We start from the raw sequence: 23,937 nt of genomic DNA, 5'->3' as shown, positions 1-23,937 counted from the left end.
GTGACCAGTCCCCCAAATCAGGCCGAAACCGGGGCTGCCTTGCGTACGCTTTCGTCGACATGAGCTACGAACTGCTCGAAGTTGTCGATGAATTTCTTGACCAGTTCCTGGGCGGTCTTGTCGTAGGCCGCGCCATCGGCCCAGGCGCCGCGGGGATCGAGCAGACGGGTGTCGACGCCGGGCACTTCCACCGGCACTTCGAAGCCGAAATAGGGATCTTCGCGGAACTCGGCGTTGTTGAGGCTGCCGTCGAGCGCGGCATTGAGCAGGGCGCGGGTGGCCTTGATCGGCATGCGCTTGATGCCCGGCTGCGTTGCCTTGCCTCCCGACCAGCCGGTGTTGACTAGCCAGCATTTCACGCCGCCCTTGGCAATGCGTTCCTTGAGCAAGTTGCCATAGACCGACGGATGGCGCGGCATGAACGGTGCGCCGAAGCAGGTGGAAAACGTGGCTTCCGGTTCAGTCACGCCGATTTCGGTACCGGCAACGCGCGCGGTATAGCCCGAAAGGAAGTGATACATCGCCTGGTCGGGGGTAAGACGGGCAATCGGCGGCAGCACGCCATAAGCATCGGCCGTCAGGAAAATCAGATTGGTCGGCACCGGGCCGAGATTTTCTTCAGAGGCATTGGGGATGAAATCGATGGGATAGGAACCCCGGCTGTTTTCAGCAAGGCTTGCATCGTCCAGATCGATCTCGCGCGTGACGGGATCGATCACCACGTTTTCGAGAACGGTGCCGAAACGCTTGGTGGTGGCGAAGATTTCCGGTTCGGCTTCGGCCGAAAGCCGGATCATCTTGGCATAGCAACCGCCTTCGAAATTGAACACGGCGGTATCGGACCAGCCATGTTCATCATCGCCGATCAAGGTGCGGCTGGCGTCGGCAGAAAGCGTGGTCTTGCCCGTGCCCGAAAGCCCGAAGAACACGGCCGTATCGCCGCCCGGCCCGATATTGGCCGAACAATGCATCGGCATCACGCCCTTGACCGGCAGCAGATAGTTGAGAATGCCGAAAACGGACTTCTTCATTTCGCCGGCATAGGATGTGCCGCCGATAAGAATGAGCTTCTCGCTGAAATTGACGGCGATCACGGTCTCGGTGCGGCAGCCATGCCGTTCCGGATCGGCGCGGAAGCTGGGCAGATCGATAATCGTGTATTCGGGCACGAAATCGGCCAGTTCATCGGCCGTGGGGCGCACCAGCAGCGTGCGGATGAACAGGTTGTGCCAGGAGAATTCGTTGATTACCCGCACGTTGACGCGGTGCTCGGGCTGCGATCCGCCGAACAGGTCGGCCACATAGAGCTTGTCCTTGGTGCCGAGTGCCGCGATGAAATCTTCCTTGAGCGCGGCGAACTGCGCGGGGCTCATCGCCACGTTCGTCTTGCCCCACCATACGGTGCCTTCGGTTTCCGCATCGCGAACGATGAACTTGTCCTTGGCCGACCGGCCGGTGTGCTTGCCGGTGGCCACCACGAAGGGCCCGTCCTTGGCCAGAACGCCTTCGCCGTTCTTTACCGCATGTTCCACCAGCGGGGCGGTGCCAAGGTTCGCAAACAGCTCGGCAGGCTCAGGAAAACCCTGTGCCGACAAAGAAATGTTCAGGCTGTTGGCTGACATCACAAGCCTCCCGTTGATGGCCCTGCCGCGCCTTCGTGCCACCAGGGCCACCGGGCATTTCGCTAGCCGTTGATTGCCACAATGCGATATCGCACGCTGTCACGCGCCGTCGTCGGCTTCTGCATACGAATGCCGAATACGAATGCGCGACTCCACCTTCCGATAATTGACAGCCCGCCCCGCGTCAAATCGGCGGTGCCCAAGATTTTTGCGCAGCAAGTTGCACAATTTTCAACTGACGGAACTTTGCCTCGTTCCGCCGGCGCATTCCTTGCCAGCAGCCTTTGTCCGGCCTAATCTGCGGCCCTTAACAGGATCGCCGCCACCTGCCATGAACCACGCGTCTGCCCCGCATTCCGCATCCTTGTCCGCGGTCGACGGTGCCCCCGCTTCCCGGCAGGAACAGCCGCGCCGAATGATCGCGCTGGTGGACGATGATCGCAACATCCTTACCACCGTATCGATCGCGCTGCAGACCGAAGGTTTCGCCACGCGGCTCTACAACGACGGAAACGCGGCGCTGAAAGCCCTGCTCGACAATCCGCCCGACCTTGCCGTGTGCGACATCAAGATGCCGCGGATGGACGGGCTGGAGCTGTTGCGCCGCCTGCGCGAGCACAGCGACCTGCCGGTGATCTTTCTCACCAGCAAGGACGACGAGGCCGACGAAGCACTGGGCCTTGCCATGGGCGCAGACGATTACATCGCCAAGCCGTTCAGCCAGCGCCTGCTGCTGGCCCGCATTCGCGCGATCCTGCGCCGGACGGAAATCGTCCGCCGCGATACCGTGGCCAGCGATGCGCCGGCATCGGAAGCCCTGCCCGATCCGATCCGCCGGGGCCGCCTGGTCATGGACCCGGCGCGCCATGTGGTGACCTGGGCAGACAAGCTGGTATCGCTGACCGTCACCGAATTCCTGATCCTGGAGGCGCTGGCCGCAAGGCCGGGGGTTGTGCGCACGCGCGATCAATTGATGAACGCGGCCTATCACGACGACGTCTTTGTCGATGATCGGACAATCGACAGCCACATCAAGCGTTTGCGCCGCAAGTTCCGGGCTGTCGATCCGCGCTTTTCGGCGATCGAGACGCTGTACGGCGCGGGTTACAGCTATACCGACGAATGATGCCCGCATGACACCGGCGCCAGCGCCAGTGCCCCAGCCGAACCGGCTGCCGCAGCCGCTGGTGCTGCGCCCCCCCGGTTCGCGCGGCATATCGTTGACCACCCGCATCCTGGCAGTGAACGTCATTGCCCTGGCGCTGCTGGCCGGCAGTTTTTTCTATCTCGACAGCTATCGCACCCAGCTGTTGGGCGAGCGGTTCAAGCTGGCCCGCGCCGAGGTGGAAATCGCCGCCGATGCGCTGGATGGCAAGAATGCCCCGCAGCAAAAGGCATTGCTCGCGCGGATCGGGCAGGAACAGCGCCTGCGCCTGCGCCTGTTCGACCGGGAAGGCCGCCTCGTGGCAGACAGCTTTGCCCTGGCCGGGCCCAGCTTCGTCCTGAAGGACCCTGGCCGGGATGCATGGTACCAGCAGGCGGCTCGCCTGCTCGATCGCGGGGTGGATTTCATCGTCGGCGCGCCGCCGGTGGAAAGTTATGTCGAACCGCCACGATCGGGCGCTGCCTATTGGCCCGAAGCAGGGCGGGCGCAGACCAGCAGGTCCACCCAGGTCTATCTGCGTTATGCCCCCGATCGCACCCCCGTGCTCACGGCCGCAACGCCGGTGGGCGGCAACGGGGAAATCCTGCTGGCGATGCGCAACGCGGTGGACATAACCCAGGCGGTGCGCGATGCACGCCAGACTCTGGTGATCATCATCGGTCTGGCGCTGTTGCTGTCCATCCAGCTCTCTCTGTTTCTGGCGCGCACCATCGTCCAGCCGCTGCGCGCACTGGTCCGCGCGGCCGTACGCGTCAGGCTGGGGCGCGACCGCGAAGTGGTGGTGCCGCGCCTGCCTGAACGGGGTGACGAGATCGGACTTCTGGCTCGCGCCTTTTCCGACATGACCATGGCCCTGCGCCATCGCATCGACGCGGTGGAAAGCTTCGCCGCAGACGTGGCCCACGAATTGAAGAACCCGCTGGCCAGCCTTGCCAGCGCGATCGAATCGCTCGGCCGCGTGGAGGACGCCGATTTGCGCGGCCAGTTGATCGCCATTGCCACCCACGACGTTCAGCGCATCGACCGGCTGATCACCGAAATCGCCGATGCCAGCCGCATCGATGCGGAATTGAGCCGTGCCACGTTCGTGCGGCTGGATCTGGGCCAGTTGGCCGCGCAGGTCGTAGGCGCAAGAGGCGCACGCGAAACGCCGGGCGGCGCCACGATCAGGCTTTGCCAGCGGCGCGAGAATGCCCCAGCCCCGCTGGTGGCGGGCGACGCCATGCGGCTGGAACGGGTGCTGGAAAACCTGCTGGACAATGCCGTCTCGTTTTCGCCACCGGGCGGCGTGGTGGACGTGACGGTGTGGACCGAGGCGGCGGGCGAAGGCGGTGCCCTGGTCATGCTGAGCGTGACCGACGAAGGCCCGGGCATTCCGCCCGCCGAACGCACCCAGGTTTTCGAACGGTTTCACTCGGTGCGGCCGGCCGAAGAAGCTTTCGGTGCGCACAGCGGGCTGGGCCTGGCGATCGCTCGCACCATTGCCGAAGCGCATGATGGGCGCCTGACGATCACCGACCGGCCCGACGGTGCATCGGGCGCCTGCCTGGTGCTGACCCTGCCACATGCCGGGGAGGCGCACGGATGAACAGCGGCGGCAGTATCGTGCATCAGGCCTCTGCCGTGGCGATCGAACAGCGCGCGGTGGTGATCGAGGGCCGGCCGGGCAGCGGCAAGTCGAGCCTGGCGCTGGCCCTGATCGACCGGGGCGCCATGCTGGTGGGCGATGACGGGCTGATCCTGACGGCCCGGCCGACGGCAACAGATACGCCGGGCCTGCTGGCTGCGCCCCATCCGCGCACGGCCGGGCTGCTTGAAGTGCGCAATCTGGGGCTGCTGCCGTTTCCCCACCGGGCACCGGTGCGCGTGGCGCTGATCGTGCAACTCGATAGCGAGGCGCCGCGCTTCATCACCCAGGCGGAAACGGTGATACGCGGCGGGGTGCCCCTGCCGATGCTGCGCCTTTGGCCCGAAACGCCGATGCTGGCCCTGCGCGTGGCCCTGGCATTGGAGCGTTACGGCCTTGTCTGGTCCGATGCCTGATCCGGCGTCTGGCCCGATACGGCGCATCGGCAGCGCCGCCAGCCCTTCGGGCAGCCTTTTCTTTGCCGCGCTTTGCGCGCAAAAGGCGTCATGGCCGCTTTCCACACGCCTGCCCCGCCCGATGCGGAGTCGCCCCAGCGCATCCTGCTGGTGACCGGCCTGCTCGGTGCCGGCAAGACGACCGCCCTGCGCACGCTGGAAGACCTGGGCTGGGAGGCGATCGACAATTTTCCCATCCGCTTGCTTGACCGGTTGCTGGAAACCGAACCGGGCCAGGCCCGAAGCGAAAGTGCGGGTGTGGAATCCAATACCCCCTTGGCGATCGGCTTTGACACACGCACGCGCGGATTCGATCCGCAAAGCATCATAGAGCGCGTCAAAGCGCTTAGTGCGCGCCCCAACCTTTCCGTCACCAAGCTGTTCCTGGATTGCGGGGGTGCCGAACTGGAACGGCGCTATAACGAAACGCGGCGTCGTCATCCGATGAGCGAGGACAAGCCTGCCGCCAGCGGCATCGCGGCAGAACGCGATTTGCTGGCCCCGCTGCGCCGCTGGGCGGACATGGTGATATCGACCACCGATTTCACTACCAACGACCTGCAACAGGCAATCCGCCAGCAGTTCGATGCGGTCTCGCCGAGTCGCACCACTCTCACGATCAGCAGCTTCGGTTTCTCACGGGGTACGCCGCCGCTGGCGGATCTGGTTTTCGACATGCGGTTTCTCAACAATCCGCACTGGGACGAAACCCTCAGACCGATGACCGGCAAGGACGCCGCGGTGGGCAATTACATTCGCCAAGACCCTGCGTTTGCCGAAGCTTACCAGCGCATTTTCGACCTTTTGCTGTTGCTGCTGCCGCGCTTTGCCGCGCAGGGCAAAGCCTATGTGAACATCGCTTTCGGTTGCACCGGCGGACGCCACCGTTCGGTGTTTGTCGCCGAAGAGATTGCGCAAGACTTGCGCAAGGCGGGTTTTTCACCCACATTGTTGCACCGCAACCTTGCCGCACGCGGTGCCAACCTGCTGGAAGGCGCCCAGGCGGTGCAGGTGTGATCAAGCTGTGTTCGACAACGATAATGCAGGCGGCCAACGCTCTGCACCGGGGGGATGGGAACGGTCTGAAAGTCATGCTTTGTGAATGCCAGTATTATGGCAGTCCGCAGGTGCTGACCAAGGCTCTGTTAAGCCTGACCGTGGCATGTTGCGTAACTGCATACCGGAGCCCGTTCCTTTCATGATCGGTCTGATACTCGTCACCCATGGTGCCCTTGCCGAAGAATTCATCCACGCGATGGAGCATGTCGTGGGCCGACAGCAGGACGTTATCGGCGTCTGCATCGGCCCTAACGACGATATGGAACGTCGCCGCAAGGAGATCGCCGACGCGATCCGCCGGGTGGACAGCGGCGAGGGTGTCATCATCCTTACCGACCTGTTCGGGGGCACGCCCTCGAACCTGGCGATCTCGTTGATGCAGGCCGGCCGCGTGGAAGTGATCGCGGGCATCAACCTGCCCATGCTGATCCGGCTTGCCAAAGCGCGCGGATGCATGAATGTTCGCGATGCCACCGCCGCCGCGCGCGATGCTGGCCGCAACTATATTACGATCGCGTCGGAATTCCTGGGTCAGGAAGCGTAGGTCTTCACCTGAACGTTCCGGATGCGGCAGACACGACAAGACGGGCGGGGGGAAGAGGAGCGCCGATGTCTAGCCAGAGCTACGTTGCCCGAGAGACGATTACCATAGTCAACCAGCGCGGCCTGCATGCCCGCGCCAGCGCCAAATTCGTCAATGCCGTTGCACGTTTGCCTTCGGGCGTTGACGTGAAAGTACTGAAGGACGGAACGGAAGCTGCCGGCGGCTCGATCCTTGGCTTGATGATGCTGGGTGCCGCCAAAGGCGACACGATCGACGTGGTGGTTTCCGGGCCGGAGGACGAGGCCGATCAGGTGCTGCTCAAGCTGGCAGGCCTGGTGAAGGACGGGTTCGGCGAAGACTGAGGGCTCTTGCCCATCTTTCGTCGCTGACGCATGAGGCCGGGCCATGTCCCGCCGCACGATCACCGGGTTTTCCAACCCTACCGTCAAATTCGTTCGCAGCCTGCGCGACAAGAAGCACCGCAAGCGCGAGCGGCGTTTCCTGGCAGAGGGCCTGCGCCTGCTCGCCGATGCGCAGGCTGGCGGGCGGCTGCCGGAAATCCTGCTGATGGCGCAGGCGCGCGAAGCTCATCCCCTGCTCGCCAAACTGGAACAGGCCGTGATCGCGGCGGCGGGCGACGTGATCGAACTGCCCGTCGATATTCTTGCCAAGATAACCGGCAAGGAAAATCCCCAGGCCGTTGCCGGTGTTTTCGCCGAATGGGACACCGGGCTTGAGCAGATAGACCGCCATGCGGCGCCGCTCTGGCTGGTCGCACAGGCCATGCGCGATCCCGGCAATCTCGGCACGATGCTGCGCACGGCCGATGCGGTGGGAGCTGGCGGGCTGATCCTGATCGACGATTGCGTCGATCCTTTTTCGGTGGAAGCCGTGCGCGCCAGCATGGGCGCCATCTTTACCCAGCGTCTGGCGCAGGCGCGGTGGGCCGATTTCCTGCCGTGGCTGCGCGGGGGCACCGGACAACTGGTGGCAGCTTCGCTGCGCGAAGCGGTGCCGTATCGCGGCGCGCCCTATACCGCGCCCTGCTTCGTCATGGTCGGCAACGAATCGCGCGGATTGCCCGAGGATTATGAACGCGCGTGCGACCTGCGCGTGACCATGCCGATGAAAGGCCGCGCCGACAGCCTGAATGCCGCGGTTGCCGGTGCGGTGCTGGCTTATGAGGTGCTGGCACGCCTGGACGCCTAGGAAAGCGCGCCCCGACCCTGCCTTCTCAAACGGACGCGAACGGATCAGACCGGGCGGCGCGCGCGCAAGGCCTGGGCCAGGGTGCCTTCGTCCATATAGTCCAGTTCCCCGCCCACAGGCAGGCCATGAGCCAGTTGAGTCACCCGCACGGGCAGGTTTTCCAGGCGCTCGGCAATGTAATGGGCAGTGGTCTGCCCTTCGAGCGTGGCGTTCATCGCCAGCACCACTTCATCGATCCCCCCGCTCCGCACGCGCTCCAGCAGGCGCCCGATGGTAAGATCTTCGGGCCGCACGCCCTCCAGCGCGGAAAGGCGACCGCCCAGCACGTGATAGCGCCCGGTAAACAGCCGCGCCCGGTCGAGCGCCCAGAGATCCGCCACGTCTTCCACCACGCACAGCGCGCGCGCATCGCGACGCGGATCGATACAGATGCCGCAGGGATCGGTCGTATCGACATTGCCGCAGGTATGGCATTCCACCAGCCGCTGGCGCACGATATCGAGCGCGGCCAGCAGTTGCGGCAACGCGCTTTCGCGCCGCTTGATCAGCCAAAGCACGGCACGCCGCGCGGAACGGGGGCCAAGCCCGGGCAGACGGGCCAGAGCGCTCGCCAGCGCCTCGATCTCTTGCGATGCCATGGCGCGACAGATAGGGCCGCGCGCAGGATTGGAAAAGGACCCATTGCGCCATGCGTGTTGTCTTCATGGGCACGCCCAAATTCGCCGTGCCCACGCTCGACGCGCTGGTGGCGGCCAGGCACGACGTCGTGGCCGTCTACAGCCAGCCCCCGCGCCCGGCCGGGCGGGGCAAGAAACTGCAACCCGGCGCGGTGCACCTGGCGGCGCAGGGGCACGGCATTCCCGTGCTGACGCCCACCAGCCTCAAGGATGAAGCAGTGCGGGCCGCATTTGTCGCGCACCGTGCCGACGTGGCAGTGGTCGCAGCGTATGGCCTGATCCTGCCCCAGCCCATCCTGGACGCACCGGCGCACGGCTGCCTCAACGTCCACGGCTCGCTTTTGCCGCGCTGGCGTGGCGCGGCCCCGGTACAGCGGGCGATCCTGGCCGGTGACGTACACACCGGCATCACTATCATGCAGATGGAGCGCGGGCTGGATAGCGGCCCGATGCTGGCCAGCGCGGCCACCGCTGTCGACCGCAAGACGGCGGGCGAATTGACCGCCGAACTTGCGGCGCTTGGCGCCGACCTGATGGTGCGCGTGCTGGCCGATCCGGGCGCGTTCACGCCCGCGCTTCAGCCTGAAGCGGGCGTGACCTATGCCGCCAAGATCGACAAGGCCGAAAGCCGCCTCGATTTCACGGCGCCAGCCTGCCGGGTGGAACGCCAGGTCCGCGCCTTTGCCCCTGCGCCGGGCGCCTTTTTCGAGGTGGATGGCGAACGCTGTCGCGTGTTGGCGGCCGAGTTGATCGATGGCAGCGGCATGCCCGGAACAGTGCTGGATGACAGGCTGGCCATTGCCTGTGGCGAGGGGGCGCTGCGGCCCACTCTGGTGCAGCGCGCCGGCCGGCCAGCCATGGAAACCGCCGCCCTGCTGCGCGGACGCCCCATTGCTGTCGGCACGGTGCTGACCTGATGCCGCGCTATGCACTGATGCTGGAATTCGACGGCGGCCCTTTCATGGGCCTGCAACGCCAGGCGCACGGCCCATCGGTGCAGCAGGCGGTGGAGGAAGCCGCGGAAAGCGTGGTGGGGCACCCGGTCACGCTGCATGCGGCCGGCCGCACCGACACCGGGGTACACGCGCTGGCCATGCGCGCGCATATCGATCTGGAGCGCCCGTTCGACTCGTTTCGCCTGTCCGAAGCGCTCAATGCCCGGTTGAAGCCCGATCCGGTCGCCGTGCTGGATTGCCGGATCGTGCCCGAAGACTGGCACGCGCGCTTTTCCTGCGTCGGCCGCACCTATGAATATCGCATCGCCAATCGCCGTGCGCCATTGACGCTAGATGCCGGGCGCGCGTGGCGCATCGCCCGGCCACTCGACGTGGCCGCCATGCACGAAGCCGCACAGGAACTGGTCGGCCAGCATGATTTCACCACGTTCCGTTCGGTCCATTGCCAGGCGGCCAGCCCGGTCAAGACTCTGGACCGGCTCGACGTGCGGCAGGAGGGCACCATGGTCATCGTCGCGGCGGCCGCGCGCAGTTTCCTCCATCACCAGGTGCGGTCGATGGTCGGTTGCCTGGGTCTGATCGGACAGGGCCATTGGACCCGCGCCGATCTCGTCGACGCGCTCCACGCGCGCGACCGCCAGCGGCTGGGCCACAATGCCCCGCCCGACGGGCTCTATTTCGTCAAGGCCCTCTATCCGGGGGAGGATTGAAAAGCGCCCTGGCAAACCGCGGCGTGCCGCCCAGACCCAAAGTTCAGGCCCAAAGTTCAGGCCCAAAGTTCAGGCCCCGAAGTTTAGGCCCCGAAGTTTAGGCCTTATGCGCCACGCTTTCGGGCAGTTCCCTGGCAAACACGCGCTGATAATATTCGGCCACGAGAACGCGCTCGGCCTCGTCGCACTTGTTGAGGAACGAAAGGCGGAAAGCAAATCCCACATCGTTGAATATCTGGCTGTTCTGCGCCCAGCTGATAACCGTGCGCGGGCTCATCACGGTGGAAATGTCCCCGGCCATGAAGCCCTTGCGCGTGAGGTCGGCCACGCGGACCATGCTGGCGATCACTTGCGGATCGAGGCCCGACACCTTCTTGGTCACCACGTCGATTTCGGTCTCGGCCGGCAGGTAGTTCAGCGCCACCACCAGATTCCAGCGGTCCATCTGGCCCTGATTGATCGCCTGGGTGCCGTGATAAAGACCCGAAGTATCGCCCAGGCCCACGGTATTGGCCGTGGCGAACAGGCGGAAGAACGGATTGGGACGAATCACCCGGTTCTGATCGAGCAGGGTAAGCTTGCCCTCGGTTTCCAGCACGCGCTGGATTACGAACATCACGTCGGGGCGGCCCGCATCGTACTCGTCAAAGACCAGCGCCGTGGGCGTCTGCAATGCCCAGGGCAGCAGGCCTTCGCGAAATTCGGTGACCTGCAGACCGTCGCGCAGCACAATGGCATCGCGGCCGATGAGGTCGATACGGCTGATGTGGGCATCAAGGTTGATGCGCACGCAAGGCCACTTCAGCCGCGCCGCCACCTGTTCGATATGGGTAGACTTGCCCGTACCGTGATAGCCCTGCACCATCACGCGCCGGTTGAAAGCAAAACCCGCCAGGATCGCCAGCGTGGTATCGGGATCGAAAACATAGCTTTCGTCGACATCGGGCACGCGCTCGTCCGCCCGGGAAAAGGCAGGCACCGTCATGTCGATATCGATGCCGAATACCTCGCGCACCGAAACCTGGGTGTCGGGCGCGGGCAAAGCGGTGGTGGCACCGGGCTGGGCCACGAGATTGGAAGTGTCGCTCATCGCGTTCCTGCCTATCCGCGCGCGCGCCGCACCGCAACATGCTTTGGCAGCATGCCCTTTGGCCTGCGCTGCTTTTCGGTCGATTCGCCTTCGGCTTACCACGATGCCGCCGCGAGGCTATTGTCCGCATCCTGCAGCAGGCGAATCGCCCGTCGCAACCAGATGAGGACGCCCCCATGCCCCAAGGCCTGTTCGTGTGGTACGAAGTGATGACCGACGCGCCCGAAGCTGTGGGCCGGTTCTATCAGGATCTGATCGGCTGGACGATCGACGGCCCGGCGCCCGGCCACGAGACCGCACCGATTGATTACCGGCACATCCACCGTTCCGACGGCAGCGGCCAGGGCGGCCTGCTGGTCTTGCGGCAGGCGATGATCGACGCCGGCGCACGGCCCTGCTGGCTGCCTTACCTCATGGCCGACAGTGTGGCGGCAACGCTCGCCGCGATCGAGGCGGACGGCGGCCGCGTGCTGATGCCGGCCATGACGATTGCCGAAGGCACGTTCGCCATGGTTACCGATCCCTGGGGCGCGCCGTTCTACCTGATCGCCCCCAGCCCGCCGCCCGGCCAGGCCACGCCGCCCCCGCCGGTCTTCGCGATGGACGTGGAACAGGCCGTTACCTGGAACGAGCTGGTAACGGCCGATCTGCCTGGCGCGCGCGCCTTCTACGCCCGCCACTTTGGCTTCAGCTATCCAGATGCCATGCCGATGGGGCCGCTGGGTGATTACCAGTTCGTTGCCCACCCTCTGCAGGGCACCGTAGGGGCGATGATGCAGGGCCAGGAAGCCGACGCGCCGACCGGCTGGCGAATCTATTTCCGGGTGAGCGACGTGCAGGCCGCAGCCGCCAAAGTGCCCGCGCTGGGCGGGACGCTGGAAAGCGCGATCCATGAAGTGCCCGGCGGCGACCTGATAGTGCAGGCGCGCGATCCCGCCGGCGCCTTTTTCGGCCTGGTCTCCAGGCCGCCGATCGCTTCCTGACCGGCATGGGGCTGCCTGGGCAAACCGGCCACAAGGAACCTAGGTATCCCTTCGTATAAGCTTTTTCCGGAAATTCGGTTAATCATGCGTTAGTCACGATTGCGTGAGCCCTGCCCGAAACAGTGCGTCGCCGGATCGCGGCAGCACAGGGGCACGCCTGCCGTTCTTTGCCAAGTGGCGAGGGGCTCGGGCGGTATCGCGGGGAACGGCACGGGCATGAAGACCGCGGCAATCGATGGCATACCCGATCGCCGGTATGCGCTGCTTGACGAGATGCGCGGTATTGCCGCCCTGGCGGTCTGCCTGTTTCACATTGGCACGCGGGCCGGCGGCGTCCAGCTGTTTCCCAATGGCTATCTGGCCGTGGATTTCTTTTTCATCCTCAGCGGTTTCGTCCTGGCCGAAGCCTATGAGGCGCGGCTTGGCGCACGCGCGGGCACAGGTGGCATGGCAGTGGCCGCATTCCTGCAACGACGGCTTATCCGGATGATACCCGTGGCCTTGCTCGGCACCGCACTTGGTGCAACCTACCTGATCGCCCGTTGGCTGATGGTGCCGGGCCGGTCCGATCCGCTGGACCAGGTGCTGCTCGGCAATGCTTTGAATCTGCTGATCGTGCCGAAGCTGTGGCATGGGCCGGCAACGGGATGGGAACTCTTTCCCGCCAACGGGCCGCTATGGTCCTTGTTTTTCGAGCTGAGCGTCAATATCGCCTGGGCCGTGCTGCTCGTGCGACGCAGCACGGCGGTTCTGTCGGGCGTGGTGGTCCTGTCCGGTCTGGCGCTTGTCGCCATCGCCCTGCATCATGGCACGCTGGAACTCGGCTGGCAGGCAACTTCCCTCGATGGTGGGCTGGCGCGGACCTGCTTCGGCTTCAGTTGCGGCCTTCTGTTGCATCGGTTGCGCCGATTTCTGCCGGTCATGAATGGTCCTGCCGCCCCGATGGCGGCATTCGCGTTGATCTATGCGCTTGCCCTGCCGGTCCAGCAGTTACCCTGGACGCTGTTTCTGGCCATGTTCTACTTTCCCTGCCTGCTGGCGCTCGCTGTTGCCGCAGGCCCGCGCCGGGCCATTCCCGGTGGCCGCTGGCTTGGCCGCATTGCCTATCCGCTTTACGGCATTCACGTGCCGGTGCTGGCTATCGTTGCGGGCGTTGCCAAGCGCGCCGCCCCCGGCACGCCACTCGGCATCTGGGGGCTGACGCTGGTGCCGCCGCTGCTCGGGGTGGCCTGGCTGGTAACTGTTCGCTTCGACGAGCCGTGCCGCGCGGCCCTGCTCCGTCGATATGGCCGGCCAGCGGATGCGCCAGGCCAGCGACCGTCCCGCAGCCGACCGAAATGGCGAGAACGAGCCAGAACTAGGTCCGGATTGAACCCGTCTCGTGCGTGTCACTATAAGAAACAGCCAATTTGAATGAAAAAATCTGCCATGCTGCAAAGCAAAAATGCATAATGAGCAGACTGGACTGACACCGATTCAACGGTGCATTTCAAGGTAATCGTTATTTACCCAATAATATAAGCCCGATCGCAACGATGAATTGCGTGGCCGAGGAACATATTCGTTCTTCCCGACCACAAAGTATCCTTGAAAATACTTGTGGATCAACCTTCTGCATTATAGCGGAACGAAGGAGAACGAACATGACTGTGATAAACGGCACCAGCAATGCCGACACGATCGTCGCGCCCGCCGGCAACAACATCATCAACGCCGGCGGTGGCGACGATGTGGTGACCGGCGGCGCGGGGCGGAACATCATCAACGGCGGCGCCGGCAACGACATGCTCTATGCGGGTCGCGGCAACGATGCGCTTTATGGCGGTGACGGGGATGACGTTCTCAAAGGCGGGGGCGGAAAGGATTCGCTTACGGGCGGCACTGGCGCCGACCAGTTCGTGTTCCGCGCAGCCGAAGGCTTTTCATCTTTCGCCTTTTCCGGCGGGCACGGCGTTTCGACGGTCTATCAGTGGGTGACGGTCGAAGACCTCAATTTTGCCGAGCGCGATGCGGTGCGCATCACTGGTTTCGACAGCATTTTCGGCGCGCTTGGGATGGTGGCGAAAGGCACCGGATCGGCTTTCATCGACTCGCAGGATGACGTGAACCGCCTTGCCGCCTATCTCAAGGCCAACCCGTCGATGGGCAGCTATTACGTCAACACCAGCGGCTTTGACGGCACGACGTTCATTCTCAGGGATAGCCAGGGGCACCAGCAGGCCCTGACGTTGAGCCATATCATCGCCGACGACAGCGTGACCATCTGATCACCTGGCACGCTGATTATCAGGCGTCCTGATCACCGGGCATCAGGCCAGGGCCTGCCCGGACCGTTTGCCTGTGCCCCGCCGGTCCACCCGGCGGGGCGTTTTTTGTGGCACCCGGGTGCCCGGTCGGGCTATCGACCGCGCGGGCCGGCCATCCAGGCAGGTGCCGATGGGGTCTGCGGCCATGTGCAGGGTGGCAAAGTCATGATGGACACGGTTCTTTCGCTGCTCGTGCTTGCGGCCGTGGCGCTGATCGGCGGGGCGGTGTTCCTGTGGCGCCGGGGCGAACGCAAGCGTCCGGCGATGATGCTGGGGATGGCCGCGCTGATCGTTGCCGATCTCGCCATCTGGATAACCCCTGTATCGGGCGGTCCCTCGATGATCGAGGCCGCCCACCAGGCACCAGACTGATCGACGCTTTTCCAGGGGGAAGGAAACCGGATGACGCTACCTGCCGCGTTGACGGAAACCGTTCTTGCCGTGGCGGCGGTCATGGCCGACGCGCACGATCCCTGGTGGATCATTTCAGGCGCAGCGGCCGCACTCCACGGCGCATGCCCGATCATCGTTTCCGATGTTGACGTCATGCTGAGTATGCGCGACGCCAGGCGGATGCTGCCCTGCATGGGCGTCATCACGCCGACGCCCGAACGCCATTCCCGGTTCCGGTCGGCATTGTTCGGCCGATGGACTGCATGTCCGCTGCCGGTCGAATTCATGGCGAACTTCACGCACCGCGATGCCGATGGCGCCTGGCGCCCCGTCGAATTCGCAAGCCGGCAGGCAATGCAGCTGGAAGGCGCTAGGGTATTCGTTCCGGCGCGGCACGAACTGCGCGCCATGTTTGCAAGGTTCGGCCGTCCCAAGGACTGGGAACGCATCGCGCTGCTCGATCGCTTGGCCGCCTGAGCGACGGGCGCGACAGCGGCCGGTCGGCACCCGCCGGTTTCCCTGCCAAACGGCCTAGCGAAACGCCGCCGAGTGCCGCAAGTGGTCATAAGCCGCGACCACGCGTTGCAGCTTGCTTTCCATGCTGCGATCGCCGCCGTTGCGATCGGGGTGGTAGCGCCGCACCAGATCGGCATAACGCCGGCGCAGGGCAGCGCGATCGGCATCGAAACCAAGGCCGAGCGCCTCATAGGCGGCCCGGTCCTCCGCGCTCAGGCCGCGCCGCATCGCCTCCTGGGCGGCTTGATGATCGGCCTTGCGAGCGCGCGCACGCTGGGCGATGGCTTCCAGCGGATCGGCGAAATCGGCCCAGCGCGGCGCCTGGTCGATTCCCGCGTCGGGCCGGAAGGCACGCGTATGCGTGTCCCACCCGGCCAGGGGAGACTGTGCCGCCAGGATTTCGTCGGCACTCATCCCTTCGAAGAAATCGTAGCCGGCATTGAAAGCGCGCACGTGTTCAAGGCAGAACCAGCGATAATCGCCTGGCCCGTCAAACCCCGGAGGACGCACGCCCGGCGCGCGAAATTCTCCGGGCGCGTTGCAACCGGGGGCATTGCAGAGGCGCCCGGTATCCCCGACGCGGCCGTGGAACTTGTCATGCTTCACGCCTTTGCACATGGTGTATCCGTTCCCGAAAGGAAAGACATGACCGGCCCCATCGCCCAGGAAATCGAACGCAAGCTTGCCGATGCCTTTGCCCCGTCACGCTTGGCGGTAATCAACGATTCGGCCCGTCACAGCGGCCATCTAGGCGATGACGGCACGGGCGAGTCGCACTTCACCGTTGACATCGAGAGCGCGGCCTTTGCCGGGCTTTCGCGTCTGCAGCGCCAACGTCTGGTCAACCAGGCCCTGGAGGATCTGCCCGGCCAGCGCGTCCACGCCCTGGCGATCCGCGCCCGCGCCCCCGGCGAATGAGCGAGCCCGGCAAGGCCGGGGCAGCCGCCGTGCCGCCCGTCGTGTCGCTGTTGCGCAATCACCAGGGTGGCCACGCCCCGGTCAGCCATCTCGCGCTGTTGCTGTCGATGCTGGCCAGCCTTGGCATGGCCGTGGCGATGCCCCGCGCCCTTGCGGCGGCAGCGGTTCTGGCACAGATCGTCGTTGCCGTGCGGGAATGGGCATCGTTTCACCGCGCCCTGGCAGCCATGCAGGTTCAGAGCTGAAGCCACTCCACCCAGGCACCGTGCGCATGGGCCGCGGCAAGGCTGACCGGCACCCCGTCACCGGGCCAGTGCCGCACCGTCAGCTCGTGGCGGGCAGCGGCATGATTGGCTTCGAGCGTCACCCACGCCAGCCTTTGCCCCACCGTGGCGCGCTGGCCCGCTGCGGTGATAGCCGCGATGATGCGCCGCTGGGTGGCAGGCGGCATATATTGCCAAACCACCGAATGATAGATCACCCGCGTACTGTCTTCGGGCTGCGGCGCGGCCAGCACTTGGTCCACATAGGCGGCCGCATCCATCGCCACCACGTCTGGCCGTTGCACATGGGCCAGGGCAATGGCCGCATCGAGGCGGGCCAGCCGCTCGGTCACTTCGCCCCAGACATAGCTTTTGAGGCGCAGCGCCGCGGCAGGGTCAGTCAGGTCGACCGGTGCAAGGTCGCACCCGGAAACCGCCAGTACGTCCAGCGGAACCTCGGGCGGCTGCCCGCTGCCACGCCATTGAGGCACAAGGCGTATCGGCGAATCGGCGTGTCCCGTACGGGTTCCGCCCAACTCAAACGCAAAACGGTTCATCATCGTGTTAACCCCGGCGCTGGCGCCAAGCTCGTGCAGCACGAACCGCGGCCCCACCCGCGCCGCCAGCCACAACAGACCCGCCATGATCGCGGCCGAACGCCCGGCTTCGTTGGTCTGTGGCGGGCCATCGAGCCAGGGCAGCAGGCGCGTTTCGAACCGTTGCGCCAGATCGGCCACCAGCGCATTGATCGCCGCCTGATCGGTCAGATCGCCGCGATAGACCGCGCCCAGGCGCGTGTCGGCCCCGGTGAGCACCAGATTGTGCAGGCCCCCAGTCAGCCGCAGCGGCAGCGCGTCTTCCAGCGGTTTGCCCGGCCAGGCCGCCATGCGCGCGCCCACCGCGCCACCGCCGGTCAGCAGCGGCAGTTGCGCGCGCACGATATGCCCCGTGGCCGGAGCGCCGTTCCGGGTGGCATAATCAGCCTGCCACGCGATCGCCTGTCCGACAGAAGCGTTATCCATGATGGATGCCATGAGGTTGCCCTTTTCCTGCGCTTGCCATAGGGGCGATGGCGTCATGACCACTGCCACCCCGCTCGTTTTCGCCCTGCCCAAGGGCCGCATTCTGGATGAAGCGCTCCCCCTGCTGGAACAGGCCGGTGTGGTGCCCGAGGCGGCGTTCTTCGACAAGTCTTCGCGTGCGCTGTCTTTTTCCACCAACCGGGCCGACGTGACGCTGATCCGCGTGCGCGCGTTCGACGTGGCGACGTTCGTGGCCCATGGCGCGGCCCAGGCCGGCATCGTCGGATCCGATGTGATCGACGAATTCGACTATGCTGATCTCTATGCCCCGGTCGATCTCGATATCGGCCACTGCCGTCTGTCCGTGGCAGAGCCGGCAAACAGCGCCGGCGAGAGCGACGGGCAACGCGAAAGTCATGCGCGCGTCGCCACCAAGTATCCCAATCTCACGCGCCGCCATTTCGAGCGCATGGGCGTGCAGGCCGAAGTGGTGAAGCTTAACGGCGCGATGGAACTGGCGCCCTCGCTTGGCCTTGCCAGCCGCATTGTCGATCTTGTCTCGTCGGGCCGCACGCTCAAGGAAAACGGACTGGTGGAAACCAGCCGGATCATGCAGATTTCCGCGCGGCTGATCGTCAACCGCGCCGCGCTCAAGACCGACAGCGCGCGCCTTGGCGCGCTGATCGATGCGTTCCGCGCGCAAGTTGCCGCAAGAAAGGCCGCCGCCTGATGCTTCGCCTCAAGACGACCGACGCCGATTTCGCCATGCGCTTTGCCCGCCTGGTGAAAGATCGCCGCGAAAGCGACGAGAACGTCAGCCGCGACGTGCAGACGATCATCGAGGACGTGCGCCTGCGGGGCGACGCGGCGCTGGCCGAGTATACGCAGCGGTTCGATGGCCATCTGCCGCAGGGCGACGGCTGGCGTATCGATGCCGCCACCTGCCGCGAGGCGTTCGACGCCCTGACGCCCGATTTGCGCGCCGCGCTGGAACTGGCTGCCCAGCGCATCCGAGCCTATCACGCGGCGCAATTGCCACAGGATCGCGACTATACCGATGCTGCCGGCATCCGCCTGGGTGCAAGATGGCGCGCGGTCGACGGCGCGGGCCTCTATGTGCCGGGCGGGCGGGCGGCCTATCCCTCGTCGCTGCTGATGAATGCCATTCCCGCCAAGGTCGCCGGGGTGGAGCGCCTGGTCGTGGCAACGCCCACGCCCAAGGGCGCGGTCAACCCGCTGGTCTTGGCCGCCGCCCATCTGGCGGGGGTGGACGAGGTATGGCGCATGGGCGGGGCGCAGGCGATCGCGGCATTGGCCTATGGCACCAGGATGATCCGTGCGGTCGACGTGGTGACCGGCCCCGGCAACGCCTGGGTGGCCGAAGCCAAACGCCAGCTTTTCGGCATTGTCGGCATCGACATGGTGGCCGGTCCTTCGGAAATCCTGGTGATCGCCGATGCCCGCAACGATCCGCAGTGGATTGCGGCGGATCTTCTGAGCCAGGCCGAACACGATCCTGCCGCGCAGGCCATCCTGATTACCGACGATGCCGCCTTTGCCGATCAGGTCGTGGACATGGTGGGCGTGGAAATCGCCATGCTGCCCACCGCCCGCGTGGCCAAGGCCAGCTGGGAGACTCACGGCACGGTAATCGTGGTGCGGTCGCTTGACGAAGCCCCCGCGCTGGCCAATGCCCTGGCGGCCGAACATGTCGAGATTGCCACCGACGATCCCGATGCCCTGTTCGCGCAGATCCGCCATGCCGGTTCGGTCTTCCTCGGCCGCATGACACCCGAGGCGATCGGCGATTACGTTGCGGGGCCGAACCACGTGCTGCCCACCGGGCGCCGGGCGCGGTTTTCCTCCGGACTTTCCGTGCTCGATTTCATGAAGCGCACCAGCTTCATCGCGGTAAGCGATGCGTCCATCGGCGCGGTCGGCCCGGCGGCCATTGCGCTGGCCGATGCGGAAGGGCTTTCCGCCCATGCCCGCTCTATCGAACTGAGATTGGGAATATGAGAAACACCACGGGTCAGGCCCGCTCCGCCGCGCGGCTTGCTGCCGTCCAGGCGCTCTATCAGATCGACATGGAAGGCACGGAGTTGCGCCTGTTGCTCGATGAATTCCACCAGCACCGGCTGGGCGCGGAAATCGAGGATGTCGAATACGCCGCCGCCGATGTCGAATTCTTCGACGACGTGGTAAAAGGCGTGTCTGCACGGCGCACGGACATCGACGGATTGCTGCAATCGCGCCTGGCCCAGGGCTGGTCGCTGACGCGGCTGGACAAGACCATGCTTCAGATCCTGCGCTGCGGTGTTTACGAGCTCATGGCCCGCACCGACATTGCCGTGGGCACGGTGATCAATGAATACCTCGACGTGGCGCACGCCTTTTTCGACGCGCGCGAGGCCCGGTTCGTCAATGGCGTGCTCGATGCCGTGGCCAAGGACGTGCGATCCTAACGCACGTCTGGCCCGCTACCGCCATCTGCTACCGGTTATCACAGCCGCTCTGCGTGCCAGCGCAAATGGTCTTCCATGAACGTCGAAATGAAATTGTAGCTGTGGTCATAGCCCGGCTGCAGGCGCAGAACGAGGTCTATGCCCGCCGCCCCGCAGGCCGTGGCAAACAGTTCCGGGCGCAGTTGTTCGGCCAGAAACCCGTCGGCATCCCCCTGATCGATCAGGATCGCGCCAGCCGGACGCTTGCCATCTTCGACCAGGGCGGTGGCATCATGCGCCCGCCAGGCAGCGCGGTCCTGGCCCAGATAGCCGCCCAGCGCCTTGTGGCCCCAGGGCACCTGGCCGGGCGCCACGATCGGCGCAAAGGCCGAAAGAGACTTGAACGTCTCGGGATAGGTCAATCCCAGCGTGAGCGCGCCATGGCCACCCATCGAATGGCCGGTGATCCCCATGCGGGCGATGTCCACCGGGAAATGTGCTGCCAGCAAGGCCGGTAATTCCTGAGACACATAGTCCCACATGCGATAGTGGGCGGCAAACGGCGCCTGCGTGGCATTGACATAGAATCCGGCGCCAAGGCCGAAGTCATAGGCGCCGGCCGGATCGTCGGCCACGCCATCACCGCGGGGCGACGTGTCCGGGGCGACGAAGACCAGCCCCAGCGCAGCGCAAAGGCGGCGATATTCGCCCTTGTCGGTCACGTTGGCATGGGTGCAGGTCAGGCCAGAAAGATACATCAGAACGGGCAGTTTCGCGCCGCCTCCGGCCTGCGGCGGCACGAAGACGGAAAAGGTCATCGGCGTGGACGTTGCTGCCGAGGCATGCTTGTAGACCCCCAGCGTGCCGCCATGCGCCTTGCTCTTCGAAACGATTTCCAGCGTCATTGCACTTTCCGGAAATTGTGCAGCGCGCAGATCTTGTGGCCATCGGGATCGCGCAGATAGGCCAGATAGAACGGCGTGCCCTGGCGCGGACCGGGCGGATCTTCGCAAGGCGTGCCGCCGTTGGCGAGGCCCGCGGCATGCCAGGCATCAGCCTGTTCGGGAGTCATCGCAAAGCCTACGGTAAAGCCGTTGGCGCAGGTCGCCGCTTCACCGTTTAGCGGCTTGCCCAGAACGAAAATGCCGTCGTTGTGAAGATAGACCAGCCGCCCCGCAGCGTTGATGACGCCCTTGGGGCCGCCAAACGCGGCAAAGGTCGCATCATAGAAGGTCTTGGCACGATCGATATCGTTGGTGCCGAGCATCAGGTGGCTGAACATGGGCCGTCATCTCTCCCCAGGCAGTGCCCCGTGCACCGCGTTCGGATGGGGTGTGCCCGGGCGCGGGCCTGCCGGTCAAGAGCCGCCGAACGATGGCTGCTGGAACGATCGACGCGCTGCCTGCCCGTGGCTGGCGGCAACGCGCAGTTCCTTGAGACCGTAGGGCTTGTTGATTACCGGCACCCCCGGCCAGCGATCGATACCGATGCCTTCGCCATAGCCGGTGGCGAAGGCAAACGGCACGCCCAACTCGCAAAGCCGGTCTGCCACCGGTGCGCTGGTATCGACGCCGAGATTGAAATCAAGCAGGGCGAAATCGAAAGTCTGCAGTTCGAGAAGGCGCAGCGCGTCACGTACGCCGGGCGCCGTGCTGACCGCGGCCGCGCCCAATTCGCGCAGGGCATCCTCGCCGTCGAGAGCAATGATCATGCTGTCTTCCACCAGCAATACGGTGCAACCATCGAGTGGCGTCGTCGCGCCTCCCAGGCTGACGGGCGTTGGCCCGCTGTGCCGAGCGGCGGTAACTCCGGCCACGCAGTGGGCGGGCAGGGCAAACCGTGCCTGCACGCCCGCGGGGAGATAGGCGATGTCCGCCGTGCCGCCCAGGTCATAGGGGATCGAGCGTTCGATGATCGTGCTGCCGAACCCGCGACGCGTGGGCAAAGCCACCGGGGGGCCGTCGCGCTCCTGCCAGTCCAGCAACAGACCGCCGCTTTCGTCGCGGTGCCAGGAAATGTGCACGGTGCCATCGCCGGCCAAGGCGCCATATTTGGCGGCGTTGGTCATCAGTTCGTGAATAACCAGGGCAATGGTGACATAAGCCGTCGGATAAAGCAGCACGTTTTCGCCCTGCGCCACCACGCGTTCGGATTGCGCACGCAGATAGGCGCCCGCCTCCACGTCCACCAGGTCCGAAAGGCGCGCCGGGCCCCAGCGATCGGCGGTGATCTGGTCATGCGCCCTCGCCAGCGAGCGAATGCGGTCATCGAGCGTGGAAATGAAACTGGAAACGTCGGCCGCGCCATCACGGGTCTGGGCGATCAACCCGCGGATGAGGGAAAGGATGTTGCGCACCCGGTGGTTGAGTTCGGCAATCAGCAGTTCCTGCCGTTCCGACGCGCGCGCGCGTTCCACGCCGGCCGTTTCAGCAAGGCGCACCAGCACTTCCAGCATGCCCACGCGCAGCGCTTCGGCCACGCGCCGCTCTGCCGGGGTAAACGGCTGGCTGGTGCCCTTGACCAGCTCCGCCCAGGCTTCGAAGCTTTTGCGCGGCGTCAGGCGGGGGCCGTTGGGGCCATAGACGACTTCCTTTTCGGGCTTGCCACCCCATCGCACTTCGCGCAGGCGTTCGGCACGAAACAGCACGATGTAATCGCGCGGTTCGCGTGACAGCGGAATGGCGAGCATGCCGGCCGCCACATCGGCATGGGCCGCAGCCTCGGGCAACTGGGCGCCAATCGCATCGGTGGCAAAAATCTGGCCGGACGAAACCCGGTTCAGCATGCGCACGACATTGTCGAACTGCGTCACGTTGGGCGTCAATCCCACCAGCGACGTCTGGCCGCGCACATGCACGCCGATACCGTCGGCGGGGATGGCATCGCCGATCACGTCGGCCAGCCATTGCGGGCTGTCGAGCAGATCGTTGTCCTGCGCCACGGTGGCAAGCAGCCGATCCGTCACCATGCGGCCCCGCGCTTCGTATTCGCGTGCCTGGGCGTTTTCCCGCGCGTCGAGCATCAGGGAAAACATCTGGCCGAACAGTTCGGCCGCGCTGCGCGAGGCCATGCTGGGCAGGCGCGGGGAATAATGGTGGCAGGCGAACAGGCCCCACAACTTTCCCCCCACCACGATGGAAATGGAAAGCGAGGCGCACACCCCCATGTTGCGCAGATATTCGATATGGATCGGCGAAACCGCGCGCAAAACCGATAGCGATTGATCGAGCAGCCGGCCATCCGGATCGCGTTGCGGAACCAGCCGCACCGGCGCGGACGCGACATCGGCAATGACACGGAATGTGTTGCGCAGATAGAGCTTGCGGGCCTGGGCGGGAATGTCGCTTGCCGGATAGTGCAACCCCAGAAAGCTGTCGATGCCCTGGCGCACGGATTCGGCCACCACTTCACCCGATTCCTGCGCGTCGAAGCGATAGACCATGACGCGGTCGAACCCTGTGATCGCCCGCACCTGCCGCGCGCCCTCGCGCAGAAAGCCGGTAAGCCCTTCCACCTGCTGAAGGCGCGCGGTCATGCTGCGCACTACCGATGTGGCCTCGAGGGGTTCGGCTGCCGCAGGCTCGGCCTCGATCACGATTTCGCGGCCGGCAAAATGCACCGCCACATCAAACGGCGGCCGATCGGCCATAAGCGGCACGGAAAATATCCGCTCGACCGCGTCCGGGCCGCGCAGCGTGGTCAAGCGGTTGCGGATGGTGTGAATTGCCTCGCGCGCGATCAGAAACGAAAGCGGCTGCCCCAAGGCGGCATGTGCCGCCGTTCCGGTGAACTGCGCCAGGTTTTCCGATACGCGCGCCACCATCCAGTCGGGCGTGACGGCAATCAAAAAGCCGAACGGCTGGATGATGCCCGGAACATGGATCGGCTCGCGATCGCAATTGCTGAGATCGACAGCGAAGGCTTCCGCCCCATCGCCGGAAACCTGGCTGATCGGTTCAGTAGAGTGAGTCATCCGTG

The 23,937-nt window shown here is 65.1% G+C and carries 27 protein-coding genes; 19 read left to right on the top strand and 8 right to left on the bottom strand.

Going from position 1 to position 23,937, the window contains the following annotated elements; all coding sequences use genetic code 11:
• Positions 1–17: 17 nt before the first annotated feature.
• Positions 18–1,622: a phosphoenolpyruvate carboxykinase gene (locus tag AC3EDY_RS05440; RefSeq protein ID WP_488571454.1), complete on the bottom strand. Its 1,605-nt coding sequence runs from the start codon at positions 1,620–1,622 to the stop codon at positions 18–20.
• A 415-nt stretch (positions 1,623–2,037) separates the two neighbouring features.
• On the opposite strand from AC3EDY_RS05440, the gene AC3EDY_RS05435 reads away from it, so the two are divergent.
• From AC3EDY_RS05435 to AC3EDY_RS05405, 7 genes are all read left to right on the top strand, one after another.
• Positions 2,038–2,748 (top strand): response regulator, encoded by a 711-nt coding sequence (locus tag AC3EDY_RS05435; protein WP_488571453.1) that lies wholly within the window; start codon positions 2,038–2,040, stop codon positions 2,746–2,748.
• Between the two features lie 7 nt (positions 2,749–2,755).
• Positions 2,756–4,375, top strand: coding sequence for an ATP-binding protein (locus AC3EDY_RS05430; RefSeq protein ID WP_488571452.1), 1,620 nt, complete (start codon positions 2,756–2,758; stop codon positions 4,373–4,375).
• The gene (locus AC3EDY_RS05425; RefSeq protein WP_488571451.1) at positions 4,372–4,830 is read left to right on the top strand and encodes an HPr kinase/phosphorylase; all 459 of its coding nucleotides are present in this window, start codon (positions 4,372–4,374) and stop codon (positions 4,828–4,830) included. Before AC3EDY_RS05430 ends, AC3EDY_RS05425 begins: the two co-directional genes overlap by 4 nt.
• Positions 4,831–4,920: 90 nt before the next feature.
• Positions 4,921–5,886 carry an RNase adapter RapZ gene (gene rapZ, locus AC3EDY_RS05420; protein ID WP_488571450.1) on the top strand — a complete coding sequence of 322 codons (966 nt, stop codon included), beginning with the start codon at positions 4,921–4,923 and terminating at the stop codon, positions 5,884–5,886.
• Between the two features lie 181 nt (positions 5,887–6,067).
• Positions 6,068–6,472 (top strand): PTS sugar transporter subunit IIA, encoded by a 405-nt coding sequence (locus AC3EDY_RS05415; RefSeq protein ID WP_488571449.1) that lies wholly within the window; start codon positions 6,068–6,070, stop codon positions 6,470–6,472.
• 65 nt (positions 6,473–6,537) lie between these two features.
• Positions 6,538–6,834 carry an HPr family phosphocarrier protein gene (locus tag AC3EDY_RS05410; protein ID WP_488571448.1) on the top strand — a complete coding sequence of 99 codons (297 nt, stop codon included), beginning with the start codon at positions 6,538–6,540 and terminating at the stop codon, positions 6,832–6,834.
• Between the two features lie 43 nt (positions 6,835–6,877).
• Positions 6,878–7,681: a TrmH family RNA methyltransferase gene (locus AC3EDY_RS05405; RefSeq protein ID WP_488571447.1), complete on the top strand. Its 804-nt coding sequence runs from the start codon at positions 6,878–6,880 to the stop codon at positions 7,679–7,681.
• 44 nt (positions 7,682–7,725) lie between these two features.
• Here the strand turns inward: AC3EDY_RS05405 and recR are convergent, their stop codons facing one another.
• The gene (gene recR, locus AC3EDY_RS05400) at positions 7,726–8,319 is read right to left on the bottom strand and encodes a recombination mediator RecR (RefSeq protein WP_488571446.1); all 594 of its coding nucleotides are present in this window, start codon (positions 8,317–8,319) and stop codon (positions 7,726–7,728) included.
• Positions 8,320–8,369: 50 nt separating this feature from the next.
• On the opposite strand from recR, the gene fmt reads away from it, so the two are divergent.
• The gene (gene fmt / locus AC3EDY_RS05395; protein WP_488571445.1) at positions 8,370–9,275 is read left to right on the top strand and encodes a methionyl-tRNA formyltransferase; all 906 of its coding nucleotides are present in this window, start codon (positions 8,370–8,372) and stop codon (positions 9,273–9,275) included.
• Positions 9,275–10,024: a tRNA pseudouridine(38-40) synthase TruA gene (truA, locus tag AC3EDY_RS05390; protein ID WP_488571444.1), complete on the top strand. Its 750-nt coding sequence runs from the start codon at positions 9,275–9,277 to the stop codon at positions 10,022–10,024. The genes fmt and truA overlap by 1 nt, the downstream gene beginning before the upstream one ends.
• A 97-nt stretch (positions 10,025–10,121) precedes the next feature.
• Here the strand turns inward: truA and AC3EDY_RS05385 are convergent, their stop codons facing one another.
• Entirely contained in the window at positions 10,122–11,114 is a 993-nt protein-coding gene (locus AC3EDY_RS05385; protein ID WP_488571443.1) for an AAA family ATPase, read from the bottom strand.
• Between the two features lie 176 nt (positions 11,115–11,290).
• Here AC3EDY_RS05385 and AC3EDY_RS05380 point away from each other — a divergent pair, with 176 nt between their 5' ends.
• The 5 genes from AC3EDY_RS05380 to AC3EDY_RS05360 all read left to right on the top strand — a co-directional run bounded on the left by AC3EDY_RS05380 (position 11,291) and on the right by AC3EDY_RS05360 (position 15,273).
• Positions 11,291–12,097 carry a VOC family protein gene (locus AC3EDY_RS05380; RefSeq protein WP_488571442.1) on the top strand — a complete coding sequence of 269 codons (807 nt, stop codon included), beginning with the start codon at positions 11,291–11,293 and terminating at the stop codon, positions 12,095–12,097.
• 216 nt (positions 12,098–12,313) lie between these two features.
• Positions 12,314–13,510 (top strand): acyltransferase family protein, encoded by a 1,197-nt coding sequence (locus AC3EDY_RS05375; protein WP_488571441.1) that lies wholly within the window; start codon positions 12,314–12,316, stop codon positions 13,508–13,510.
• 230 nt (positions 13,511–13,740) lie between these two features.
• On the top strand, positions 13,741–14,364 hold the full coding sequence (locus AC3EDY_RS05370) for a calcium-binding protein (RefSeq protein ID WP_488571440.1): 624 nt from the start codon (positions 13,741–13,743) through the stop codon (positions 14,362–14,364).
• Between the two features lie 204 nt (positions 14,365–14,568).
• Positions 14,569–14,775 carry a hypothetical protein gene (locus AC3EDY_RS05365; protein WP_488571439.1) on the top strand — a complete coding sequence of 69 codons (207 nt, stop codon included), beginning with the start codon at positions 14,569–14,571 and terminating at the stop codon, positions 14,773–14,775.
• Positions 14,776–14,805: 30 nt separating this feature from the next.
• A complete protein-coding gene (locus tag AC3EDY_RS05360; RefSeq protein ID WP_488571438.1) occupies positions 14,806–15,273 on the top strand; it encodes a hypothetical protein in 468 nt (155 codons plus the stop codon).
• A 54-nt stretch (positions 15,274–15,327) separates the two neighbouring features.
• Here the strand turns inward: AC3EDY_RS05360 and AC3EDY_RS05355 are convergent, their stop codons facing one another.
• A complete protein-coding gene (locus AC3EDY_RS05355; RefSeq protein WP_488571560.1) occupies positions 15,328–15,918 on the bottom strand; it encodes a J domain-containing protein in 591 nt (196 codons plus the stop codon).
• Positions 15,919–15,957: 39 nt separating this feature from the next.
• On the opposite strand from AC3EDY_RS05355, the gene AC3EDY_RS05350 reads away from it, so the two are divergent.
• Complete coding sequence (locus tag AC3EDY_RS05350; protein ID WP_488571437.1) at positions 15,958–16,230, top strand: BolA family protein; 273 nt, start codon at positions 15,958–15,960, stop codon at positions 16,228–16,230.
• The gene (locus AC3EDY_RS05345; RefSeq protein WP_488571436.1) at positions 16,227–16,475 is read left to right on the top strand and encodes a hypothetical protein; all 249 of its coding nucleotides are present in this window, start codon (positions 16,227–16,229) and stop codon (positions 16,473–16,475) included. The genes AC3EDY_RS05350 and AC3EDY_RS05345 overlap by 4 nt, the downstream gene beginning before the upstream one ends.
• Here the strand turns inward: AC3EDY_RS05345 and AC3EDY_RS05340 are convergent.
• Positions 16,466–17,515, bottom strand: a complete 1,050-nt coding sequence (locus AC3EDY_RS05340) for a DUF2332 domain-containing protein (protein ID WP_488571435.1) — start codon at positions 17,513–17,515, stop codon at positions 16,466–16,468. The two genes, AC3EDY_RS05345 and AC3EDY_RS05340, sit on opposite strands and share 10 nt — an antisense overlap.
• 55 nt (positions 17,516–17,570) lie before the next feature.
• Here AC3EDY_RS05340 and hisG point away from each other — a divergent pair, with 55 nt between their 5' ends.
• From hisG to nusB, 3 genes are read left to right on the top strand one after another with little or no spacing between them, the layout of a single operon-like run.
• The gene (gene hisG / locus AC3EDY_RS05335; RefSeq protein WP_488571434.1) at positions 17,571–18,245 is read left to right on the top strand and encodes an ATP phosphoribosyltransferase; all 675 of its coding nucleotides are present in this window, start codon (positions 17,571–17,573) and stop codon (positions 18,243–18,245) included.
• Entirely contained in the window at positions 18,245–19,534 is a 1,290-nt protein-coding gene (gene hisD / locus AC3EDY_RS05330; protein WP_488571433.1) for a histidinol dehydrogenase, read from the top strand. Before hisG ends, hisD begins: the two co-directional genes overlap by 1 nt.
• Positions 19,531–19,980, top strand: coding sequence for a transcription antitermination factor NusB (gene nusB / locus AC3EDY_RS05325; protein ID WP_488571432.1), 450 nt, complete (start codon positions 19,531–19,533; stop codon positions 19,978–19,980). Before hisD ends, nusB begins: the two co-directional genes overlap by 4 nt.
• A 38-nt stretch (positions 19,981–20,018) precedes the next feature.
• Here the strand turns inward: nusB and fghA are convergent, their stop codons facing one another.
• The 3 genes from fghA to AC3EDY_RS05310 form a co-directional block, all read right to left on the bottom strand.
• Positions 20,019–20,864 carry an S-formylglutathione hydrolase gene (fghA, locus tag AC3EDY_RS05320; RefSeq protein ID WP_488571431.1) on the bottom strand — a complete coding sequence of 282 codons (846 nt, stop codon included), beginning with the start codon at positions 20,862–20,864 and terminating at the stop codon, positions 20,019–20,021.
• Positions 20,861–21,241 carry a VOC family protein gene (locus AC3EDY_RS05315; RefSeq protein ID WP_488571430.1) on the bottom strand — a complete coding sequence of 127 codons (381 nt, stop codon included), beginning with the start codon at positions 21,239–21,241 and terminating at the stop codon, positions 20,861–20,863. Before AC3EDY_RS05315 ends, fghA begins: the two co-directional genes overlap by 4 nt.
• A 75-nt stretch (positions 21,242–21,316) precedes the next feature.
• The gene (locus AC3EDY_RS05310) at positions 21,317–23,932 is read right to left on the bottom strand and encodes an HWE histidine kinase domain-containing protein (RefSeq protein ID WP_488571429.1); all 2,616 of its coding nucleotides are present in this window, start codon (positions 23,930–23,932) and stop codon (positions 21,317–21,319) included.
• Positions 23,933–23,937 lie beyond the last annotated feature (5 nt).

This window comes from Novosphingobium sp. DS6-6 (genome assembly GCF_057784975.1).
The sequence above is the reverse complement of the archived record's forward strand: the minus strand, read 5'-3'. Positions and strand labels throughout refer to the sequence as shown.

Bases quoted from the DNA above. Each gene is read 5' to 3' on its own strand.
- AC3EDY_RS05440 (WP_488571454.1), bottom strand. From the start codon at position 1,622: ATGTCAGCCAACAGCCTGAACATTTCTTTGTCGGCACAGGGTTTTCCT.
- AC3EDY_RS05435 (WP_488571453.1), top strand. From the start codon at position 2,038: ATGATCGCGCTGGTGGACGATGATCGCAACATCCTTACCACCGTATCG.
- AC3EDY_RS05430 (WP_488571452.1), top strand. From the start codon at position 2,756: ATGACACCGGCGCCAGCGCCAGTGCCCCAGCCGAACCGGCTGCCGCAG.
- AC3EDY_RS05425 (WP_488571451.1), top strand. From the start codon at position 4,372: ATGAACAGCGGCGGCAGTATCGTGCATCAGGCCTCTGCCGTGGCGATC.
- rapZ (WP_488571450.1), top strand. From the start codon at position 4,921: ATGGCCGCTTTCCACACGCCTGCCCCGCCCGATGCGGAGTCGCCCCAG.
- AC3EDY_RS05415 (WP_488571449.1), top strand. From the start codon at position 6,068: ATGATCGGTCTGATACTCGTCACCCATGGTGCCCTTGCCGAAGAATTC.
- AC3EDY_RS05410 (WP_488571448.1), top strand. From the start codon at position 6,538: ATGTCTAGCCAGAGCTACGTTGCCCGAGAGACGATTACCATAGTCAAC.
- AC3EDY_RS05405 (WP_488571447.1), top strand. From the start codon at position 6,878: ATGTCCCGCCGCACGATCACCGGGTTTTCCAACCCTACCGTCAAATTC.
- recR (WP_488571446.1), bottom strand. From the start codon at position 8,319: ATGGCATCGCAAGAGATCGAGGCGCTGGCGAGCGCTCTGGCCCGTCTG.
- fmt (WP_488571445.1), top strand. From the start codon at position 8,370: ATGCGTGTTGTCTTCATGGGCACGCCCAAATTCGCCGTGCCCACGCTC.
- truA (WP_488571444.1), top strand. From the start codon at position 9,275: ATGCCGCGCTATGCACTGATGCTGGAATTCGACGGCGGCCCTTTCATG.
- AC3EDY_RS05385 (WP_488571443.1), bottom strand. From the start codon at position 11,114: ATGAGCGACACTTCCAATCTCGTGGCCCAGCCCGGTGCCACCACCGCT.
- AC3EDY_RS05380 (WP_488571442.1), top strand. From the start codon at position 11,291: ATGCCCCAAGGCCTGTTCGTGTGGTACGAAGTGATGACCGACGCGCCC.
- AC3EDY_RS05375 (WP_488571441.1), top strand. From the start codon at position 12,314: ATGAAGACCGCGGCAATCGATGGCATACCCGATCGCCGGTATGCGCTG.
- AC3EDY_RS05370 (WP_488571440.1), top strand. From the start codon at position 13,741: ATGACTGTGATAAACGGCACCAGCAATGCCGACACGATCGTCGCGCCC.
- AC3EDY_RS05365 (WP_488571439.1), top strand. From the start codon at position 14,569: ATGATGGACACGGTTCTTTCGCTGCTCGTGCTTGCGGCCGTGGCGCTG.
- AC3EDY_RS05360 (WP_488571438.1), top strand. From the start codon at position 14,806: ATGACGCTACCTGCCGCGTTGACGGAAACCGTTCTTGCCGTGGCGGCG.
- AC3EDY_RS05350 (WP_488571437.1), top strand. From the start codon at position 15,958: ATGACCGGCCCCATCGCCCAGGAAATCGAACGCAAGCTTGCCGATGCC.
- AC3EDY_RS05345 (WP_488571436.1), top strand. From the start codon at position 16,227: ATGAGCGAGCCCGGCAAGGCCGGGGCAGCCGCCGTGCCGCCCGTCGTG.
- AC3EDY_RS05340 (WP_488571435.1), bottom strand. From the start codon at position 17,515: ATGGATAACGCTTCTGTCGGACAGGCGATCGCGTGGCAGGCTGATTAT.
- hisG (WP_488571434.1), top strand. From the start codon at position 17,571: ATGACCACTGCCACCCCGCTCGTTTTCGCCCTGCCCAAGGGCCGCATT.
- hisD (WP_488571433.1), top strand. From the start codon at position 18,245: ATGCTTCGCCTCAAGACGACCGACGCCGATTTCGCCATGCGCTTTGCC.
- nusB (WP_488571432.1), top strand. From the start codon at position 19,531: ATGAGAAACACCACGGGTCAGGCCCGCTCCGCCGCGCGGCTTGCTGCC.
- fghA (WP_488571431.1), bottom strand. From the start codon at position 20,864: ATGACGCTGGAAATCGTTTCGAAGAGCAAGGCGCATGGCGGCACGCTG.
- AC3EDY_RS05315 (WP_488571430.1), bottom strand. From the start codon at position 21,241: ATGTTCAGCCACCTGATGCTCGGCACCAACGATATCGATCGTGCCAAG.
- AC3EDY_RS05310 (WP_488571429.1), bottom strand. From the start codon at position 23,932: ATGACTCACTCTACTGAACCGATCAGCCAGGTTTCCGGCGATGGGGCG.